Below are 18,173 nucleotides of genomic sequence, written 5' to 3'. Positions count from 1 at the left end.
CGACCAATCGCAAGCAAAGCGTAACCAAGCAATCACCGGCCGCCATCGACGGTCGGTGTTCGCGGTGTCACAGGCTCGCGAGCCTGGTCCTCGCCCAGTCGAGGGTGCTCTTCAGCCCGGCGGCCAGATCCGTCTGGGGACGCCAGCCGAGCCCTTCGAGCGCGGGGGCCGGGTCGACGGCCATCGCGGGGAGGTCACCCAGCCGGGTGGGGGCCGTGCCGGGCTCGTCGGGGACGCCCGCCGCCTCCGCGACCAGGGAGTGCAGCCTCCGGTCGGTGGTCTGGACACCGGTGCCCAGGTTGAAACGGCCGCCGCCGCCCTCGGTGCCGCAGGCGCGGGCGAAGCCGTCCACCACGTCGTCGACGAAGATGTAGTCGCGGGTCTGGTCGCCGTCGCCGTACACCACCGTGGGGGTGCCGTTGAGCAGCGCGTCGGTGAAGATGGCGACCACCCCCGCCTCGCCGTCGGGCGACTGGCGCGGGCCGTAGACGTTGGAGAGCACCAGCGTGGTGTAGTCGATGCCGTGCAGCGCCTTGAAGGTGGCAAGGTAGGTCTCCGCGCTCAGCTTGGAGGCCGCGTACGGGGAGCGCGGGTCGGTCGCCGCGCCGCCGGGGACCGGGATGACCGCCGGCCTGCCGTACACCGCGACCGAGGAGGCGAAGACGACCTTGCGGGTGCCTCCGTGGTGGGCGGCCTGCAGGACCGACGCGGTGCCCTCGACGTTGAGCCGGGCGTCGTGGACCGGGTCGGCCACGCTCTTGCGCACGCTGATCTGCGCGGCGAGGTGGCAGACGACCTCGGGCCTCCACTCGGCGGCCAGGCCGATCAGGGCCGGGTCGCGGATGTCCATCACGTGCAGGGCGAACAGGGGATTCCGCGCGGCGCGGGTCAGGTTCTCGCGGTCGCCCCCCGACAGGTCGTCCACCACGGCGACCTCGTGCCCGTCGGCCAGCAGCCGGTCGACGAGGGTGGATCCGATGAATCCCGCCCCGCCGGTCACGAGTATGCGCATGGTGAACCCCCATCGTCGTATGGCCAAGGCCGTACGAGAGATCCTAGGAGGTCAGCGGGCCAGCTCGGAGCGGACCTGGTCGATGCGGCCGAGCACCTTGGCCCGCAGGTCGGCGGAGACCTGGTCACAGCCGCAGTGCTTGGCCACGAGCTGCTTGACGACCTGCTCCAGGCCGTACTCCTCCAGGCAGGGGTGACACTCGTCGAGGTGCTCGCGGATGTCGGCGCAGTTGCCCTCGTCGAGCTCGCCGTCCAGGTAGGTGTAGACCTTGTCCAGAACCTCGCGACAGTCGGTGTCGTGGTGGTTGCCGCAGCTCATGCGATCACCCGGCCCCAGGAGCCCGCGCCGGTGGGCTCGTCGTTCCTGTCTCGCTCGCTCACTTCGCACCTTCCGCGGGAACCAGGCCACGCTCGCGGGCGTAGTCCTCGAGTTGGGTCCGCAGCTGGCGACGGCCACGGTGCAGCCGCGACATCACGGTCCCGATGGGGGTCCCCATGATGTCGGCGATCTCCTTGTACGGGAAGCCCTCGACGTCGGCGAGATAGACCGCGATGCGGAACTCCTCGGGAAGCGCGGCCAGCGCTCGTTTCACGTCGGTGTCGGGGAGGTGTTCGAGCGCCTCGATCTCCGCCGACTTCAGCCCGGCCGAGGTGTGGGACTCGGCCCTGGCGAGCTGCCAGTCCTCGATCTCCTCGGCGCCCGACTGCTTGGGCTCCCGCTGCTTCTTGCGGTAACTGTTGATGAAAGTGTTCGTCAGGATCCGGTAAAGCCACGCCTTGAGGTTCGTGCCTTGCTGGAACTGATGGAAGGACGCGAAGGCCTTCGCGAAGGTCTCCTGAAGAAGGTCCTCGGCGTCCGCGGGGTTGCGGGTCATCCGAAGCGCGGCGGAGTAGAGCTGGTCGAGATAGGGCATGACATCCCGCTCGAACCGTGTGCTCCGCTGCTCCAGAGTCTCCTCGTCTGTCGCAGGGACCTGACCCACCCCCTTAAGATCGCCGGAGTCCTGCTGACGCGGGACACCGTACTGAGCGGAGAATACCCGCTCAGCAGGGAGAGCCCGATCACCGGGGCGGGTGACGGATTCGATCAAGGCGAGCATCTGCTTGCCAACCTCCGAAAGGATCGTGCGTTGTCCGCTTGCAACACACCCGCACCGCCATCTGTTCCCGCAAGATAGAAGGTGACGAACGACCCGGTACGGGGAAAAAGAAGGTACGTACCGGTAGGTAATTGAACGACCACCGGATCCTCCCGACGCCAGGAGCTGCTTGTGCTGCCCATCCCGGCCGAAGAGCTGAACGGCTCAGGTGCGCTCGGGCCGTACTGGACCTTTTACCACGCGGTCGTGGCCGAGCAACTGAGCCGATGGCTGCCGGAAACCCCGTCCACCGTCCTCGACATGTCCTGCGGTGACGGCCGCTGGGCCGTCCAGGCGGCGAAGGCGGGACACCGGGTGGTCGAGGTGGTCGACTTCCGCAGGCCCGCGACCGGCCTGCCGCTGCACGACATCTCCAGGGTCAGCCAGGTACGCGCCGACGACCTGCGCTTCCTGCCCGACTGCAGCGTGGACGCCGTGCTCGCCGAGGAGCGCGCGATGTCGGTGGAGCTCATGGCCGAGTCCGCGATCGGCGACGTCGCCCGGGTCCTGCGTCCCGGCGGCCAGGCTCTGGTCTGCGTCGACTCCCTGGTGCTGGGGATGGCGATCCTCGCCGAGCAGAACTACTGGGCCCATCTGCGCCAGACCGGCGAGGTCATGCTCGTGCCCTGGCCCGACGGCAGCATCACCCGCTGCTTCAGCAGCGCCCAGCTCCGCGAGTTGCTCACCGACGCCGGGCTGGAGGTCGAGTGGATACGCCCCCGCACGGTGCTGTCCCCCTCGACGGTCGACCACGTGCTCGCCTCCGACTCCCGGGCGCTCGCCTGGCTGGTCAACACGGAGCTGGACACCCACCCGGACGACGACGACACGGTGGGCATCCACCTGGTGGCCAGCGCCCGGCGCCCCGGCTGACCGCGACCTCGATCGCGGGCTCCCGGGAGCCTCTCGGGAACTCGCGGGAGCCCGTGGGAACTCGCGGGAGCCCGTGGGAACTCGCGGGAACTCGCGGGAGCCCGTGGGAGCCCGTGGGAGCCCGTGGGAGCAGAGCACGGGCACGGTCTCGCGAGAAGGAGTCAGCGCCTGCGCTCGCGCCTGGACTGGCACGGCACGCAGCGGGCCGCCTCGGGCCGCGCCTCCAGCCTGCTCTCGGGGACCGGCGCGCCGCAGTCCGCACAGAGGCCGTACTCCCCCTCGTCCATCCGACTGAGCGCCTCCAGCACCGAACGGCGGTGCCGGGTGGCCACCTCCAGCAGGGCCCGGTTGCGATCGGAGTCGGTCAGGTCGGAGCCGCCGTCGGCCGGCGAGCGATCCCGTTCCCGTACGGCGGGGGAGTCCCCGCGGAGCACTCCGATGGACCGGTCGAGTTCGGCGAGCATGCTCTTCAGGCGCTCGCGCGCGGTCGCGACATCCACGAATCCGCACCTCCGGGAAGCCGGGGCGGCCTGTGAGAAGATCCCCGGCTCTCCCGCCAGGCGCAAAAAAAGGGGGCTCTGGGACGGCAGCCTCGCGACCTCGTCACCGTGGCCGGTACGCCACTCCGGTCACGAGACACCGCTTTCCTCACCGGATGCCCACTTGACGGAAGTTTTACACCGAATCACCCGGCACTTTAGGAAAAGCGCCCGGCCGTCACCCCGCCGGCGAACCCCGCCCCGAGGGGTGCCGGGCCCTACGCCTCCTTCAGCGGCTCGACGAGTTCCGGGCTGTTGTTCCGCACCGAGTTGACGGCGGTGGAGACCGGATGGATCTCCAGCCCCGTGGAGCCCGCAGGGATCAGGAACCCCTTCGCGTCGAGCACCCCGGGGTCGAGCCACTCGCCCCAGCGGTCGGGCTCGATCAGCATCGGCATCCGGTCGTGGACCACGCCCGCCTCGTCCACGGCGTCGGTCGTGATGATCGTGCAGGTCACCAGCCAGGAGAGCGGGTCGTCGTCGTCGCGGCCCCGGTCGCGCCAGAACTCGTACAGTCCCGCCATGGCCATCACGCCGCCGTCGGCGGGGCGGACGAAGTAGGGCTGCTTCTTCGGCTTCCCCTTGGCGTCCTTCTCGTCCAGCACGGCCCACTCGTAGTAGCCGTCGGCCGGGATCAGGCACCTGCGCTCGGCGAACGCCTTGCGGTAGGCGGGCTTCTCGGCCACCGTCTCCACCCGCGCGTTGATCATTTTTGAGCCGATGGACGGGTCCTTCGCCCAGGCCGGGACCAGCCCCCAGCGGACCACGCGGAGCTGCCTCACCGGCCCGCCGTCCGGCTCGGACTTCGGCACCCGGCTCATCACCGCGTACACCGGCTTGGTGGGCGCGACGTTGTAGTCGGGCCTGAGCTCGTCGTCGGCCGCCCCGTCGAGCTCGACCTGGAACTCCTCCAGCAACTCCTGCTTGCCTCGCGCAGACGCGTATCTTCCGCACATATCTCCACTTTCCCACGCCACGACACGCCGGGGAGTCTCCGACCCCATCTTCGATCTTGCCCCGCACCGCCGGTGGTGCCGCTGAGCGTCACGGTGACGACGCTTTTACCCGGCTCACCCGGATCCTCACCTCATCGATCACGCGAACCCCTCCGTACCCGGACATGAAAGGGGGACGGACCGGCACGGACGGGCGGCGCGGTGCGGGCACCGGTAGGCTTTTGACCATGTCCGCTCCGCTGTGGCCCGCGCCGACCGCGACCGAACCCGTCCGCGCGACCGTCCCCCTGCCCGGGTCGAAGTCCGTGACCAACCGCGCGCTGCTGCTCGCCGCGCTGGCCGAGGGACCCGGCACGGTACGCCTGGCGCTGCGCAGCCGCGACGCCGACCTGATGGCGGACGCGCTGCGGGCGCTGGGCACGACGATGGTCCCCTCCAACGAGAGCGCCTCCGGCGTCGACTGGGCGATCACGCCCGGCCCCGTCACCGGCGGGGCCCGCATCGACGTGGGGCTGGCGGGAACGGTCATGCGCTTCGTGCCGCCGATGGCGGCGCTGGCCAGGGGCGAGGTCTTCTTCGACGGCGACCCGCACGCCCGCAAGCGCCCGATGGGCCCGATCCTGGGCGCGCTGCGCGCCCTCGGCGCCGAGGTGACGGGTGACGCCCTGCCGTTCACGGTACGAGGACCGCTGACCGGCGGCGAGGTCAGGCTCGACGCGTCCGGGTCGTCGCAGTTCCTCTCCGGCCTGCTGCTGGCGGCGGCGCGCTTCGAGAAGGGCGTGACGGTGCGCCACGAGGGCCCGCCGATCCCCTCGCAGCCGCACATCCTGATGACCGTCCAGATGCTCCGCGAGTTCGGCGTCACGGTGGACGACTCCGAGCCCGACGTCTGGCGGGTCGAGCCCGGCCCCATCGGGGCGAGGGACTTCACGGTGGAGCCCGACCTGTCCAACGCGGCGCCCTTCCTGTGCGCCGCCATGGTGACCGGCGGCACGGTCACCATCCCCGACTGGCCCGAGCGGACGACCCAGCCGGGTGACCAGCTCCGCACCCTGCTGACCGGCATGGGCGCCTCGGTGCGGCACACGCCCGAGGGGCTGGAGGTCACCGGCACCGGGCGGATCACCGGCATCGAGGCCGACCTGCGCGACGTGGCCGAGCTGACCCCCACGATCGCCGCGCTGGCCGCCCTCGCGAGCACGCCCAGCAGGATCGGCGGCGTCGCCCACATCCGCGGGCACGAGACCGACCGGCTGGCCGCCCTGGTCGCCGAGATCAACGGCCTCGGCGGCGACGCGAACGAGACCGAGGACGGCCTGGAGATCAGGCCCCGCCCGCTCACCGGCGGGGTGTTCCACTCCTACGCCGACCACCGGATGGCCACCGCCGGAGCGGTGATCGGGTTGGCCGTGCCCGGCGTCGAGGTGGAGGACATCGCCACCACGGGTAAGACCCTCCCCGAGTTCGCCTCCATGTGGGCGGGCATGCTGCGCGGCGCGCGGTGAGGGGCGACCGGTCGGCAGGCGCCGCGGCCCCTCCCGGGGGCACACCGGGCCGGACAAGGCGGAGAAACTGAGAAAGCGCGAGTACGACGAGGACGACGTCAGGATCAGGCCCGGAAAGGGGTCTCGGCCCCGGACCAGGATCCGCCCTGCCCACGAGGACGCGATCCCGGCGTTCGTGGTCGCCGTCGACCGCGGGCGCTACACGTGCCTGGTCGAGTCGGCGGGCGAGAAGGGCCGTCGCCGCAAGAAGGACCAGGCGGAGGGCGCCGCGATGAGCGGCCGGGTCGTGGTCGCCATGAAGGCGCGCGAGCTGGGCCGCAAGGGCATCGTGGTCGGCGACCGGGTGGCCCTGGTGGGCGACGTCTCCGGCCTGGCCGACACGCTGGCCCGCGTCGTGCGGGTGGAGCCCCGCACCTCCATGCTCCGCCGCTCGGCGGACGACACCGACAACACCGACGGCATCGAGCGTCCGGTGGTCGCCAACGCCGACCAGCTCGTCATCGTGACGGCCCTGGCCGATCCGCCGCCCCGGCCCCGCATGATCGACCGGATGCTCGTCGCGGCCTTCGACGCCGACATCGACCCGATGCTCTGCCTCACCAAGTCCGACCTCGCCTCGCCCGGCGAGCTGGTCTCGCTGTACGACCCCCTCGGGGTGCCGTACGTGGTGGTCCAGAAGGGGGGCGGCCTGGAGGAGGTGCGAGAGCGCCTGAAGGGCCGGATCAGCGTGCTCGTCGGCCATTCGGGGGTGGGCAAGTCGACGCTGGTCAACGCCCTGGTACCGGATGCCAACCGCGCCGTCTCCCACGTGAACGCGGTGACCGGCCGGGGCCGGCACACCTCCACGTCGGCCGTCGCCCTGGAGCTGCCGGAGGGCGGCTGGATCATCGACACCCCCGGCGTGCGCAGCTTCGGGCTGGCCCACGTGTCGGTGGAGACGGTCCTGGCGGGCTTCCCCGACCTGATCGAGGGCACCGTCCAGTGCCCGAAGGGCTGCACCCACCTGTCCGAGGAGTGCGCCCTGGACGCCTGGGTGGCCGCCGGACAGGCCGAACCGGCCCGGCTCGCCTCCCTGCGCCGCCTGCTCGCCAGCCGCGAGGGCGCCTCCGACGACGATCAGTCGTAAGGGCGCCCCGGGACCGGGAAGCGGCGAAGTGGATGAGCGGCAAGCAAAGTTCGCCGCCCCCGGCGTCGCCAGGTCGTCACCGTCGTCACCGCCTTCACCGCCGTCGCCGCCCTCGCCGCCCTCGCCGTACGTGGAGCGTCGGCGGTTCGAGGCGGTGTCAGGGGTTCGGCCGGAAGGACCAGGCGATGGTCATCTCGGACACGAGGGTGCCGTCGGCGGTCCTGATCTCGACGGCGACGTCGAACTCGGGACGCTCTCCCGCGTCCAGCGTGGCCACGACCTCCTCGCGGGACGCCCGCAGCCGGGCCTCCGCGACGACCTCGCCCTTCGCGAGCTTCAGGTAGCGGATCGTCGCGCTCTTGGCCAGCGGGGTGGCCCGTGACAGCTGGTCGCCGAAGGTGGAGAGCATGGCGGCACCGGAGGCCGTCTCCGCCACGCTGAACAGGGCTCCGGCGTGCGGACCTCCCACGTGGTTGTGCAGCTCGTCCCGGTCGGCCATCCGGGCGACGGCCAGGCCCGGCTCCACCTTGTCGAACGAGATGCCCAGCGTCCTGGCGAACGGGACGCTCTGCAGCATGAGGTCACCCACGTCAAAGGTCATACCGGAATGCTACTCGTCAGTAACACCGATGCCAACGGATGTTTCACGCGCTGTCCGAGCCTTGTAGGACGCGACACGATTGTTCCGCTTGCTCCCCGATCTCCGCCATTCGGCCGTCGACGCGATACCGTTGGCCCCCGTGACGGGTTACAACGACGATCTTCGCCTCGCGCACGTCATGGCCGACGCCGCCGACGATCTGACGATGCGCAGGTTCAAGGCCATGGACCTGCGGGTGGAGACCAAACCCGACCTCACACCGGTGAGCGACGCCGACCAGGCCGCCGAGGAGGCGATCCGCGGAGCCCTCGGCCGGGCCCGGCCGCGCGACGCCGTCATCGGCGAGGAGTTCGGCGCGAGCGGCCACGGCGACCGCTCGTGGATCATCGACCCGATCGACGGCACCAAGAACTACGTGCGCGGAGTGCCCGTCTGGGCCACGCTCATCGCCCTGATGGACCAGGGACGCGTCGTCGTGGGCCTGGTCTCCGCCCCCGCCCTCGGCCGCCGCTGGTGGGCCGCCCGCGACAGCGGCGCCTGGAGCGGCAAGAGCCTCACCAAGGCCACGCGGTGCCAGGTCTCCTCCGTCACCAAGATCGAGGATGCCTCGTTCTCCTACTCCAGCATCGGCGGCTGGGAGGAGGCCGGACGGCTCGACGCGTTCCTCGACCTGAACCGCTCCGTCTGGCGCAGCCGCGCCTACGGCGACTTCTGGTCGCACATGCTGGTCGCCGAGGGCGCGGCCGACGTGTCGGCGGAACCCGAGCTCTCCCCCTGGGACATCGCGGCGCTGACCGTGATCGTCGAGGAGGCGGGCGGCATCTGGACCGACCTGTCGGGTGTCCCCGACGTCGACGGCGGCAGCCTGCTGTGCAGCAACGGCGCCCTGCACGGCGAGGTCCTCAAACGCCTCGGCAGCGGACCGCTGACCCTCCCCGCCTGACGCCCCGTCACCCGCCCGGCCCGAGAGAGCCCTGACATCAGTCCGAGGGCCGCCTCATCGCGCCAGGGGACTGTCTTGCCTCGAATGGCCTCTCCTGAGGACCGTTCCCCCGCACCCGCTCAACGACCTGCCCCCGCCCCCGGTTCGAGGGCTTGAGGGCTTGGGGAATTGAGAGCTCGGGGGATCCCCCGGGGCGTCCACACGCGGTTCCGCGCCGGAGCGCCACACCGGCGAATCGCGCCAGGGATCCGGCCCGTTACCTTCCGCCGGATGTCGGGAAGATGAACACATCGGCACGTCCACGAGGACGCGGCCGGAGACGGGAACGTTCCGATCGGAGGGCTCCCGCACCGGGCCCCTCCCACACCTGGGAATCTTCGAAGCCCCGCTCAGCGGGCGTGCCGAACCGTAAACCGGACTCAAAATCTCGTCGAAGTTCCGGTATTCACATCCGTGGGCCTACCTCTTCCGGCCCCGGTCATGGCTCGTTTCACTTCCGTTCACTTTGCCCCACTTTCATCGGAGGCATCGAGAACAGATCTCACTACGGAGAAGGAACATACCGTGACCAGTGGACAGCGCCGCCTCAGCGCGGTGGCGACGGCCGCGCTCGTCGTATCGCTCGCGGCCGCTTGCGGTGGCGACGCCAAGCCCAGCAGTGACGGCAGCACCCCCGCCGCGTCCTCCGCCGAGGCGGGCGCCGGCGCGGCCCTGAGCGGCGAGATCAAGATCGACGGTTCCAGCACCGTGGCCCCCCTCACCCAGGCCGCCTCCGAGCTCTTCGGCGAGGAGCAGCCGCAGGTCAAGGTGCCGGTCGGCACCTCGGGCACCGGCGGCGGCTTCGAGAAGTTCTGCGCCGGCGAGACGGACATCTCGAACGCCTCCCGTGCGATCAAGGACGAGGAGAAGGCGGCCTGCGACGCCAAGGGCATCAAGTTCACCGAGCTCACGGTGGCCGTCGACGCGCTGACCGTGGTGGTTCCCAAGGAGAACGACTGGGTCACCTGCCTCACCACCGACCAGCTCAAGAAGATGTGGGAGCCGGCGGCCGAGGGCAAGGTCAAGACCTGGAAGGACGTCGACGCCAAGTTCCCGGCCGAGGAGCTCAAGCTCTACGGCCCCGGCACCGACTCCGGCACCTTCGACTACTTCACCGACGAGATCAACGGTGAGGAGGGTGCCAGCCGCAAGGACTACAGCCCGAGCGAGAACGACAACGACATCGTCACCGGCGTCGAGGGCGCCAAGGGCGGCCTGGGCTACTTCGGCTTCACCTACTTCGAGGAGAACGCCGACAAGCTGAAGGCCGTGGAGATCGACTCCGGCAGCGGCTGCGTGGCCCCGAGCGTCGAGGCGGCCCAGGGCGGCAAGTACACCCCGCTCGCCCGCCCGCTGTTCGTCTACCCCTCCGCCGCCGCGGTGAAGCGGCCCGAGGTCGCGGCCTTCCTCGACTACTACGCGGCCAACATCAACGCGATCGCCAAGGACGCGAAGTTCATCCCGCTCAACCCCGAGCAGGAGGCCAAGCTCAAGGCTGACATCACCACGCTGAAGAGCGCCGGCTGATGTCGGCTCAGCACCGCACGACCGTTCCAGGGGCCCAGGGGTCCCTGGCGCGGTCGCGCCCGCGTTACGGCGAGTTCGTCATCAAGGCCGTTCTCCTGGCCGCGGCGATGGTGTCGGTGGCGACCACCATCGGCATCGTCATCGCGCTCCTCGAACCGACCGTCGAGTTCTTCGCCTCGGTGAGCATCGGAGAGTTCTTCGGCTCCACCAGCTGGGGACCGCTGTTCAACCCGCCGTCGTTCGGCGTGTGGCCGCTCATCGTGGCCACCCTGGAGATCACCCTCATCGCCATCGTGGTCGCCGTGCCGCTCGGCCTGGCCGCCGCGATCTACCTGTCGGAGTACGCCTCCGCCAGGACCCGCAAGATCTTCAAGCCGGTGCTGGAGGTCCTCGCGGGCGTCCCCACCGTCGTCTTCGGCTTCTTCGCCCTCACCTTCGTCACCCCGCTGCTGAGGGACGTCTTCCCCTTCCTGGACCTGGACGGCAAGAACGCGCTCGCCGCCGGTCTCCTGGTCGGCGTGATGATCATCCCGATCGTCGCGTCGCTGTCGGAGGACTCGATGGCCGCGGTGCCCAACGGCCTGCGCGAGGGCTCCTACGCCCTCGGTGCCTCCAAGATGCTCACCTCGGTGCGCGTCGTCGTCCCCGCCGCGTTCTCCGGCATCGTCGCCGCCATCATCCTGGCGGTCTCCCGGGCCGCGGGCGAGACGATGATCGTCGCGATCGCGGGCGGTTTCAAGTCCGTCTTCACGCTGTACCCGGGCAACGAGATGGCCACGATGGCGGCCTTCATCGCCCAGGCCGGCTCCGGCGACGCCTCGGTCGGCTCGATCGCCTACAAGACCATCTTCGCGGTGGGTTCCCTGCTCTTCGTGATCACCTTCGCGATGAACTACCTCAGCGCCCGCATGGTCCAGAAGTATCGCGAGGTCTACGACTGATGGCCATCCTCTCCACCCCCCGCTCGGCCGTACAGCTGGCCGGCAAGGGACGCCCTCTCAAGGAACACCTCTTCCGCATCGCGTTGCTGGCCAGCCTCGCGATCGCTCTCCTGTTCCTGGCCATGCTGCTGGTCTACGTCGTCGAGGAGGGGTGGCCCCGGCTCAACTCGATGCTGTGGGAGAACCAGCCCTCGATCCGCCGCCCGGAGACGTCCGGTATCCAGTCGGGCATCTTCGGCACCCTGTGGATCATCGGCCTGACCGCGATCATGGCCCTGCCCACCGGCATCCTCGCGGCGATCTACCTTGAGGAGTACGCCGACAGGACCAAGTGGTACAACAAGCTGATCGAGCTGAACATCTCCAACCTGGCGGCCGTTCCCTCGATCGTCTACGGCATCCTCGGCCTGGGGATCATCGCCCGCTGGATGCAGTTCGGCTTCACCGTCATGACCGGCGCGGTCACCATCTCGCTGCTCGTGCTTCCCATCGTGATCATCTCCGCCCGCGAGGCCATCCGCGCGGTGCCGCCGTCGATCCGCGAGGGCTCGCTGGCGCTGGGCGCGACCCAGTGGCAGACCATCTACCGCCAGGTGCTCCCCGCGTCGATCCCGGGCATCGCGACGGGCTCGATCCTGGCGCTCTCGCGGGCGATCGGTGAGGCCGCCCCGTTCCTGATGCTGGGTGCCGCGACGCTGGTCCGGTTCAACCCCGAGGGTGTCTGGAGCAGCTTCACCGTCCTGCCGCTGCAGATCTACAGCTTCATCAGCCGCCCCCAGGAGGAGTTCGCCATCCTCGCCGCCGCGGCGATCGTGATCCTGCTGGCGATCCTGCTCCTGATGAACTCCGTCGCCATCTGGCTCCGTAACCGCTATCAGAAGCGCTGGTGAGGTAAGAAATGTCCGAGATTGGAATTTCCGTGCCGAACGTGAACGTGCGCGGCCCCGAAGTCCCCCGCACCATCGAAGCCCTCGACCCGGTCTTCACCGTTTCCAACCTCAGCGTCTTCTACGGCGACTACGAGGCGGTGCGCGGGGTCAACCTGACCATCGGCAACCGTGAGATCACGGCCATGATCGGCCCGTCCGGCTGCGGCAAGAGCACCGTGCTGCGCTGCTTCAACCGGATGAACGACCTGATCCCCGGCGCCCGCGCGGCCGGCGAGATCATGTACCACGACGAGAACCTGTACGGCGACCACGTGGACCCGATCGAGGTCCGCCGCCGCATCGGCATGGTCTTCCAGAAGCCGAACCCCTTCCCCAAGTCGATCTACGACAACATCGCCTACGGTCCCCGGGTCAACGGGGTCAAGGGCAACATGGACGAGATCGTCGAGGAGGCGCTGACCAAGGCGGCGCTCTGGGACGAGGTCAAGGACAAGATCAAGCAGAACGCGCTCTCCCTGTCCGGCGGGCAGCAGCAGCGCCTGTGCATCGCCCGGGCGATCGCGGTGAAGCCCGACGTCATCCTGATGGACGAGCCCTGCTCTGCCCTGGACCCGATCGCGACCACCAAGATCGAAGACCTGATGCAGGAACTGACGCGCGACTACACGATCGTCATCGTCACCCACAACATGCAGCAGGCCGCCCGCGTCTCGGACCGCACGGCCTTCTTCACCGCCGAGGTGGACGAGGACGGCGTGCGGCACGGCCGCCTGGTGGAGTTCGACGAGACCAGCCGCATCTTCACCAATCCCAGCGACAAGCGGACCGAGGATTACATCACCGGGCGCTTCGGCTAAACCGCATTGGAGGATCCGGGTGATCCAGCCGCAGACGGCACCAGAGGTGGACGGGGACACACGGACGGCGCCCATGCTGCTGGTGGCCGATCCGGAGGCGGCCATGGTCCACGACCTGGCCGCGGCCCTGGAACGCGAGGGGGTGCAGGTCATGGGCGTCGTCGACGGCGCCCAAGCCCTGTTGCAGGCCGGGGCGCTCCGCCCCGACGTCGTTCTCGTCAGCGCCTCGCTGCCGGTCATAGGGGCGGTGGAGTTCGTCCGCGCGGTACGGCTGACGCGGGCGATGCCCGTCCTGCTGGGCGTGGGCGAGGGTCACGCCCAGCAGGCCGTCCAGGCTCTGACGGCCGGAGCCACCGCGTGCGTGGCCCGGCCCTACCGGGTTCCCGAGCTGCTGCCGCTGATCCACGCCGCGTTCACCGGCGAGGCGGGGACCCGCAGGGCGCTCGTGGTCGGCACGGTGGAGCTCGACGTCAACGCGTACCAGGTGAGGGTCGGCGGCAGGGTCGTGCACCTGCCGCTGCGCGAGTTCGAGCTGCTGCACTACCTGATGCGCAACGCGCACCGCACGGTGACGCGGGAGCAGATCATGCGGCATGTCTGGAACTCCACCGACACGACCTCGACCAACACCATCGCGGTACACGTCAAGCGTCTCCGCGCCCGCCTGGGCGACAACGACGACCAGCTGATCCAGACCGTGCGGGGGGTGGGCTACCGGCTGGTCGACAGGACGACGTGACGCGCGGTTCCAGTGGGCGCGCTCAAGGAACGCGCTCCCGAAGGGCGCAGGACTCCCGGGGAACGTGATTCCAGGGAGCGCACTCCCGAGGGGCACACTGCCCATGGGCGCCGTTCCAGGAGCCCGCCGGTTCCGCGAGCCCACCGCCCCGCGGACCGCTCAGTTCGCGACCGCGTCGCAGCCGTGCCCGCCCCTGAAGGCGTTCATGAGGCGCTCGGTCACGCCCTCGATCCTGGCGATGCCGCTCTCCATGCTCGGGCTGTCCTCGGTGAGCACGGCCACCGCGTAGTCGTGCCCGTGCCCGCGGATCAGCCCGGCGCTGGCGACCGCCCAGCGGCCGTTCGCCATGTGCCGCAGCCAGCCGTTCTTCAGCGCCACCTGGTCGTTCTCGCACGCCCCCGCGCTGATCCCCCACTTCTGCTCGGGGGCCACACTCGCCATCAGCCCCAGCGCCCTGCGGCGTTCCGGGAGGGCCAGGGGGCTCTCACCGGTGGCCAGCGCCTTGACCAGCCGGATCTGGTCCTCGGCGGTGGTCTGCACGACGCTCCAGCAGTACAGCTCCACGCACCGCCTGCCGGGAGCGTAGGTGCGCTTGAGGCCGAACCTGCGGTTCGCGCTGGCCAGGCCGGACCTCAGCCCGATCCGCTCGTACAGCCGGTCGGCCGCCTCGTTGTCGCTGAAGCGGATCATGTTCTTCGCGTCGGACCTGGCCCGCTCGCCGAGCTCGCGCCACCGCGTCCCGAGCAGCAGTGCCGTCAGGATGCTCACCTTGGAGGTGTTGGCCGACGGCAGCTGCAGGGTGTGGTGGTAGCTGTAGCGCCGGCCGGTGTCCAGGTCGTGCACCGAGGCGGCGGTCCGGCCCCCGTACGTCGCGAGAAACACGTCGAGGGTGTGCCCGAGCTCCTTGGGGAGGATCTTCGGTGAGCCTGCGGCCCGCACCCGTCCGGATGCCCGGGGTGCCCCGGCGCCGGGGAAGACGGGCGCCGGGACCGCGGCCACGAACGGTGTGAGGGGCGGCGTACCGGAGACCGGAACGACCGGCGCCGCCTGCCGGAGGGGGGCCGAGGTCGGCATGCTCACCGGCGTCAGGCCCTGACACGTGCTACAGGCGGTGGCCTGCGCGGTGACCAGCAGGACGACGGCCGCGGCCACCCGTTTCCTTGCCCTCATCTCCACCCCAACCGTCTCCCCCATTACGTGACGATCGGGATATATCCCACAACACGTAACAATAAGACGATGAAGCGAAATCTAGCCTGAAACAGGGCGTGCGCTATAAAATCTTCCGCCGAACCGATGTCCGGTCTTAGCGAACGCCCGCGATTAGCCGGGCGATGCCCTCGTCGTCGCAGTTCGCCCAGAAGTCCCCGACGGTGTCCTCAAGGTGCTCCAGCGACTCCGCCCGGAAGAGCACATCCTGATATTTCGTGATGTCGTAGTGCGTGGTCCCCATGGAGGCGACGTCCAGCGGACGGATGTCCATCCCCCGGAACTCCTCGATCTCCCCGTACGAGGACAGGATGCCCGCCCCGTACGCCCGCAGCTCACCCTGGTCCGTCATCACGCCGAACTCCATCGTGAACCAGAAGATCTTCGAGATGAACTCCAGCGCCTCCTTGCCCTCGACCCGCCGGGCCGCCTCCCCCGCCAGCCGGTAGAGGCGCGAGTAGCGGTCGGAGGCCAGCGCGTTGGCGTGGCCGATCACCTCGTGGATCACGTCGGGCTCCGGCGTGTACAGCGGCGTGGAGTGGTGCCGGATGTACTGCGTGGAGTGGAAGAGCCCGTCCGCCAGGACACCGTAGAACTCCCTGAGCGGCACCAGCCCCGCGGCCGGGACGTAGCGGAACCCGGTCAGCGGCTCCAGCAGCTCGCCGACCTCCTGGAGCTGCGGGATGCGCTCGGCGGGCAGCCCGAGCCGCTCGGTCGCGCGCGAATACTCGGCGGTCGCGTACTTGCGGTGCTTGAGGCCGAGCTCCCGGCTGACCAGGGCCCACACCTCGTGCTCCTGGTCGGTGTACTCGGCCGTCGGGATCGGCGTGCCGGGCACGTACCCCACCGCGAGCGCGGCGATCGCGTTGCGGCGTGCGCGGTAGACCGGGTCGGCGAAACCGGGGTGGCCGGCGCCGAGCTCGACCTCGATCGAGCCGTCATCTCGCGTCGCCACCGGTGCGAAGTACTGCGCTTCCTCGAACATAAATGAAATGACAGCAATATCCGGAAACGTTGGCAAGAGCAGCCAGTTCAGCTGGACGATCCGCACAGAAACGTACCGTGGTACCTCGTCTATGCTGGTCGAATCGCCCAATCTGACGGGATCCTGAGGAGATGTCGATCGACGAGCTGGACGGCCGCCTCCTGGTCACCATGCGCGCCAACCCGCGCATCGGCCTGACCGAGCTGGCCCGCCTGCTCGGCGTGGCCCGGGGCACCGTGCAGGCCCGCGTCGAGAAACTGATCGCCCGAGGCGTCATCGCCGACTTCGGCCCCACCGTGACCCCCGAGGGCGCCGGATACCCGATCCTCGCGTTCGTCTCCCTGCAGATCGCCCAGGGCCGCCTGGACGAGGCCGTACAGGCCCTGGAGTCCCTCCCCGAGATCCTGGAGGTGTACGGCACCAGCGGCCAGGCGGACCTGCTCTGCCGCGTGGTGGCCCGCAGCACCCCCGACCTCCAGGAGATCATCGCCCGCATCCTGGCCTCCCCCGCGGTCCAGCGGACGGACACCACGATCGCCCTCTCCATCCAGGTTCCCTACCGGATCGAACCCCTGCTCCGCGCCGCCTCCCGCGCCTGACCGCGACCTTTCCCCGCAGTCGAGCCCCTGTGGTCGAGTCCCTGTGGCCGAGTCCCCGCAGTCGGGCCCCTGTGGTCGAGGGACGTCATGAGCCGGTCAGTGGCCCTCAGGAGCCCGGAGACCGGCAAAAACGATCGCCAGCGTACGACGCCGCAGATCGTCGTCCCAGCCCGCGTGGAGCGCCCCCTGGCAGACGCCGGTGAGCAGGGCGATCACCTCGTCGAGACGAACGTCCTCACGGACCGTACCGGCCTCCTGGGAACGGGCGAGAAGCGTCTCGATCCCCTCGCGCAACATCCGCACCGAACTCGCGACCTGGAGATCGACACCCGTCTCGGCCAGGAGACCGACGACGGTCCTCTTGCGCGCCGCCTGCTCGACCATGCGGTCGATGAAGGTGAACAGCGCCTCCCCGGGAACGCCGTCGGCGAGCTCGGCCATTTCCCCGTCCAGCCTGCCCAGCAGACCCTTCATGATGGCCTGCAGCAGGGCCTGCTTGGTCGGGAAGTGCTTGAAGACCGTGCCGATGGCCACTCCCGCACGGACGGCGACCTCCTCGGTCGACGCCGAAGGGCCTTTCTCGGCGAAGACGGCCTCCGCCGCGGCGAGAATGCGCTCCCGATTGCGCTGGGCGTCCGCACGCAGCGGCTTGGCGTCCCCGGGATCGTCCGTCCCGCCTGACGCGTGATTCGTGGGGGTCATATCAGTTCCCGTTCCTCGTCGTTCCTTGTCGCGGTTCCCGCATGCCCGCCAAGTGCGATGTCTCCACGTACGAGGCTCCACGTACGAGGCTCCACGTACGAGGCGGCATTGACAAAGTGAGTCTCGACTCACGATCATAAAGATGAGTTTCCACTCATCTTAGTGAACGTCATGGAGGAGATCCACCATGCCCGAATCCACTGTCGCCCCCGGCCCTCGCGAGATCTTCGAGCGCGTGCGGAGGCACTGGCTCGAGAACCTTGGCGGCTTCGGAAGCGAGCTGGCCGAGGATGCCGTCATCGAGGTCCCCTTCGCTCCGCCGGGCAGGACCAGCAGGCACGAGGGAAAGGAGGCGTTCCTGCTCTTCGCCGGCCCCGAGCAGGCCGCCTTCGCCCAGCGGTTCGCCCTGGACGAGGTCCGCGACGTGGTCGTCCACGAGACCACCGACCCGGAGGTCATCGTCGTCGAGTACGAGATCGCAGGAAGGGTCCTCGCCACCGGCCGCCAGGCCTCCTCCCGCTTCATCGGCGTCCTCAGGGCGCGGAACGGGAAGATCGTCAACTGGCGGGAGTATCAGAACACCCTGGCCATGATCGGGATCATGGGGCAACCGGAGCGAACCTGACGAACGCCTCCGAACCACTGCCGGAAAGGACCTGGAACGCTGCCAAAAAGGTCCTGAAAAGCATGAGGGCCCCCACCAAACCTGGTGGGGGCCCTCACAAAAAGATTGTCCGGCGGTGACCTACTCTCCCACACCGTCCCCGGTGCAGTACCATCGGCGCTGAAGAGCTTAACTTCCGGGTTCGGAATGTAACCGGGTGTTTCCCCTTCGCCATAACCGCCGTAACCCTATGAAACACACAAACACTACTGTTTGTTGTCTCAGAATTGCGTAGTGGACGCGAGCAAAAGTTGCTTTGTGGTCAAGTCCTCGGCCTATTAGTACTGGTCAGCTCCACACATTACTGCGCTTCCACTTCCAGCCTATC

20 protein-coding genes and 1 rRNA gene are annotated in these 18,173 nt (G+C 69.3%); 11 read left to right on the top strand and 10 right to left on the bottom strand.

Going from position 1 to position 18,173, the window contains the following annotated elements:
* Positions 1–67 precede the first annotated feature (67 nt).
* The 3 genes from AC5L38_RS39730 to AC5L38_RS39720 are packed head-to-tail and all read right to left on the bottom strand — an operon-like array spanning position 68 to position 2,111.
* Positions 68–1,012, bottom strand: a complete 945-nt coding sequence (locus AC5L38_RS39730) for an NAD-dependent epimerase/dehydratase family protein (RefSeq protein ID WP_495247975.1) — start codon at positions 1,010–1,012, stop codon at positions 68–70.
* A 51-nt stretch (positions 1,013–1,063) separates the two neighbouring features.
* Positions 1,064–1,330, bottom strand: a complete 267-nt coding sequence (gene rsrA / locus AC5L38_RS39725) for a mycothiol system anti-sigma-R factor (protein WP_495247974.1) — start codon at positions 1,328–1,330, stop codon at positions 1,064–1,066.
* Positions 1,331–1,388: 58 nt separating this feature from the next.
* Entirely contained in the window at positions 1,389–2,111 is a 723-nt protein-coding gene (locus tag AC5L38_RS39720) for a sigma-70 family RNA polymerase sigma factor (RefSeq protein WP_495247973.1), read from the bottom strand.
* Between the two features lie 171 nt (positions 2,112–2,282).
* On the opposite strand from AC5L38_RS39720, the gene AC5L38_RS39715 reads away from it, so the two are divergent.
* Positions 2,283–3,023, top strand: coding sequence for a class I SAM-dependent methyltransferase (locus tag AC5L38_RS39715; RefSeq protein WP_495247972.1), 741 nt, complete (start codon positions 2,283–2,285; stop codon positions 3,021–3,023).
* Positions 3,024–3,184: 161 nt separating this feature from the next.
* On the opposite strand, the gene AC5L38_RS39710 is transcribed toward AC5L38_RS39715, so the two are convergent.
* The gene (locus AC5L38_RS39710) at positions 3,185–3,523 is read right to left on the bottom strand and encodes a TraR/DksA family transcriptional regulator (RefSeq protein ID WP_495247971.1); all 339 of its coding nucleotides are present in this window, start codon (positions 3,521–3,523) and stop codon (positions 3,185–3,187) included.
* Between the two features lie 257 nt (positions 3,524–3,780).
* Positions 3,781–4,518, bottom strand: a complete 738-nt coding sequence (locus tag AC5L38_RS39705; RefSeq protein WP_495247970.1) for an SOS response-associated peptidase — start codon at positions 4,516–4,518, stop codon at positions 3,781–3,783.
* Positions 4,519–4,745: 227 nt separating this feature from the next.
* Between AC5L38_RS39705 and aroA the strand changes: the two genes are divergently transcribed.
* Entirely contained in the window at positions 4,746–6,023 is a 1,278-nt protein-coding gene (gene aroA / locus AC5L38_RS39700) for a 3-phosphoshikimate 1-carboxyvinyltransferase (RefSeq protein ID WP_495247969.1), read from the top strand.
* A 67-nt stretch (positions 6,024–6,090) separates the two neighbouring features.
* Positions 6,091–7,149 carry a ribosome small subunit-dependent GTPase A gene (gene rsgA, locus AC5L38_RS39695; protein ID WP_495248016.1) on the top strand — a complete coding sequence of 353 codons (1,059 nt, stop codon included), beginning with the start codon at positions 6,091–6,093 and terminating at the stop codon, positions 7,147–7,149.
* A gap of 157 nt (positions 7,150–7,306) precedes the next feature.
* Here rsgA and AC5L38_RS39690 read toward each other — a convergent pair whose 3' ends face one another.
* Complete coding sequence (locus AC5L38_RS39690) at positions 7,307–7,750, bottom strand: DUF4442 domain-containing protein (protein ID WP_495247968.1); 444 nt, start codon at positions 7,748–7,750, stop codon at positions 7,307–7,309.
* A gap of 139 nt (positions 7,751–7,889) precedes the next feature.
* On the opposite strand from AC5L38_RS39690, the gene hisN reads away from it, so the two are divergent.
* The 6 genes from hisN to AC5L38_RS39660 all read left to right on the top strand — a co-directional run bounded on the left by hisN (position 7,890) and on the right by AC5L38_RS39660 (position 13,686).
* Positions 7,890–8,693, top strand: a complete 804-nt coding sequence (gene hisN / locus AC5L38_RS39685) for a histidinol-phosphatase (protein ID WP_495247967.1) — start codon at positions 7,890–7,892, stop codon at positions 8,691–8,693.
* 564 nt (positions 8,694–9,257) lie between these two features.
* Positions 9,258–10,259: a PstS family phosphate ABC transporter substrate-binding protein gene (locus tag AC5L38_RS39680; protein ID WP_495247966.1), complete on the top strand. Its 1,002-nt coding sequence runs from the start codon at positions 9,258–9,260 to the stop codon at positions 10,257–10,259.
* Positions 10,259–11,200: a phosphate ABC transporter permease subunit PstC gene (gene pstC, locus AC5L38_RS39675; RefSeq protein ID WP_495247965.1), complete on the top strand. Its 942-nt coding sequence runs from the start codon at positions 10,259–10,261 to the stop codon at positions 11,198–11,200. The genes AC5L38_RS39680 and pstC overlap by 1 nt, the downstream gene beginning before the upstream one ends.
* A complete protein-coding gene (gene pstA / locus AC5L38_RS39670) occupies positions 11,200–12,090 on the top strand; it encodes a phosphate ABC transporter permease PstA (RefSeq protein ID WP_389926889.1) in 891 nt (296 codons plus the stop codon). Before pstC ends, pstA begins: the two co-directional genes overlap by 1 nt.
* A gap of 29 nt (positions 12,091–12,119) precedes the next feature.
* A complete protein-coding gene (gene pstB, locus AC5L38_RS39665) occupies positions 12,120–12,947 on the top strand; it encodes a phosphate ABC transporter ATP-binding protein PstB (protein WP_495247964.1) in 828 nt (275 codons plus the stop codon).
* Positions 12,948–12,966: 19 nt separating this feature from the next.
* On the top strand, positions 12,967–13,686 hold the full coding sequence (locus AC5L38_RS39660) for a response regulator transcription factor (protein ID WP_495247963.1): 720 nt from the start codon (positions 12,967–12,969) through the stop codon (positions 13,684–13,686).
* 159 nt (positions 13,687–13,845) lie between these two features.
* Here the strand turns inward: AC5L38_RS39660 and AC5L38_RS39655 are convergent, their stop codons facing one another.
* Both AC5L38_RS39655 and AC5L38_RS39650 read right to left on the bottom strand, forming a co-directional pair.
* Entirely contained in the window at positions 13,846–14,880 is a 1,035-nt protein-coding gene (locus AC5L38_RS39655; protein WP_495247962.1) for a serine hydrolase, read from the bottom strand.
* Between the two features lie 112 nt (positions 14,881–14,992).
* The gene (locus AC5L38_RS39650) at positions 14,993–15,880 is read right to left on the bottom strand and encodes a phenylalanine 4-monooxygenase (protein WP_495247961.1); all 888 of its coding nucleotides are present in this window, start codon (positions 15,878–15,880) and stop codon (positions 14,993–14,995) included.
* A gap of 131 nt (positions 15,881–16,011) precedes the next feature.
* On the opposite strand from AC5L38_RS39650, the gene AC5L38_RS39645 reads away from it, so the two are divergent.
* Positions 16,012–16,479: an Lrp/AsnC family transcriptional regulator gene (locus AC5L38_RS39645; RefSeq protein ID WP_495247960.1), complete on the top strand. Its 468-nt coding sequence runs from the start codon at positions 16,012–16,014 to the stop codon at positions 16,477–16,479.
* 96 nt (positions 16,480–16,575) lie between these two features.
* Here the strand turns inward: AC5L38_RS39645 and AC5L38_RS39640 are convergent, their stop codons facing one another.
* Positions 16,576–17,181, bottom strand: a complete 606-nt coding sequence (locus AC5L38_RS39640; RefSeq protein WP_495247959.1) for a TetR/AcrR family transcriptional regulator — start codon at positions 17,179–17,181, stop codon at positions 16,576–16,578.
* A gap of 187 nt (positions 17,182–17,368) precedes the next feature.
* Between AC5L38_RS39640 and AC5L38_RS39635 the strand changes: the two genes are divergently transcribed.
* Positions 17,369–17,806 carry a nuclear transport factor 2 family protein gene (locus tag AC5L38_RS39635; protein WP_495247958.1) on the top strand — a complete coding sequence of 146 codons (438 nt, stop codon included), beginning with the start codon at positions 17,369–17,371 and terminating at the stop codon, positions 17,804–17,806.
* A 107-nt stretch (positions 17,807–17,913) separates the two neighbouring features.
* On the opposite strand, the gene rrf is transcribed toward AC5L38_RS39635, so the two are convergent.
* Positions 17,914–18,030, bottom strand: a 5S ribosomal RNA gene (gene rrf, locus AC5L38_RS39630).
* Positions 18,031–18,173: the final 143 nt, after the last annotated feature.

This window comes from Streptosporangium nanhuense (genome assembly GCF_059358815.1).
Note: the sequence above shows the minus strand (reverse complement) of the source record. Positions and strands in the feature narration are given on the sequence as shown.

Bases quoted from the DNA above. Each gene is read 5' to 3' on its own strand.
- AC5L38_RS39730 (WP_495247975.1), bottom strand. From the start codon at position 1,012: ATGCGCATACTCGTGACCGGCGGGGCGGGATTCATCGGATCCACCCTC.
- rsrA (WP_495247974.1), bottom strand. From the start codon at position 1,330: ATGAGCTGCGGCAACCACCACGACACCGACTGTCGCGAGGTTCTGGAC.
- AC5L38_RS39720 (WP_495247973.1), bottom strand. From the start codon at position 2,111: ATGCTCGCCTTGATCGAATCCGTCACCCGCCCCGGTGATCGGGCTCTC.
- AC5L38_RS39705 (WP_495247970.1), bottom strand. From the start codon at position 4,518: ATGTGCGGAAGATACGCGTCTGCGCGAGGCAAGCAGGAGTTGCTGGAG.
- aroA (WP_495247969.1), top strand. From the start codon at position 4,746: ATGTCCGCTCCGCTGTGGCCCGCGCCGACCGCGACCGAACCCGTCCGC.
- AC5L38_RS39690 (WP_495247968.1), bottom strand. From the start codon at position 7,750: ATGACCTTTGACGTGGGTGACCTCATGCTGCAGAGCGTCCCGTTCGCC.
- pstC (WP_495247965.1), top strand. From the start codon at position 10,259: ATGTCGGCTCAGCACCGCACGACCGTTCCAGGGGCCCAGGGGTCCCTG.
- pstA (WP_389926889.1), top strand. From the start codon at position 11,200: ATGGCCATCCTCTCCACCCCCCGCTCGGCCGTACAGCTGGCCGGCAAG.
- AC5L38_RS39655 (WP_495247962.1), bottom strand. From the start codon at position 14,880: ATGGGGGAGACGGTTGGGGTGGAGATGAGGGCAAGGAAACGGGTGGCC.
- AC5L38_RS39650 (WP_495247961.1), bottom strand. From the start codon at position 15,880: ATGTTCGAGGAAGCGCAGTACTTCGCACCGGTGGCGACGCGAGATGAC.
- AC5L38_RS39645 (WP_495247960.1), top strand. From the start codon at position 16,012: ATGTCGATCGACGAGCTGGACGGCCGCCTCCTGGTCACCATGCGCGCC.
- AC5L38_RS39640 (WP_495247959.1), bottom strand. From the start codon at position 17,181: ATGACCCCCACGAATCACGCGTCAGGCGGGACGGACGATCCCGGGGAC.
- AC5L38_RS39635 (WP_495247958.1), top strand. From the start codon at position 17,369: ATGCCCGAATCCACTGTCGCCCCCGGCCCTCGCGAGATCTTCGAGCGC.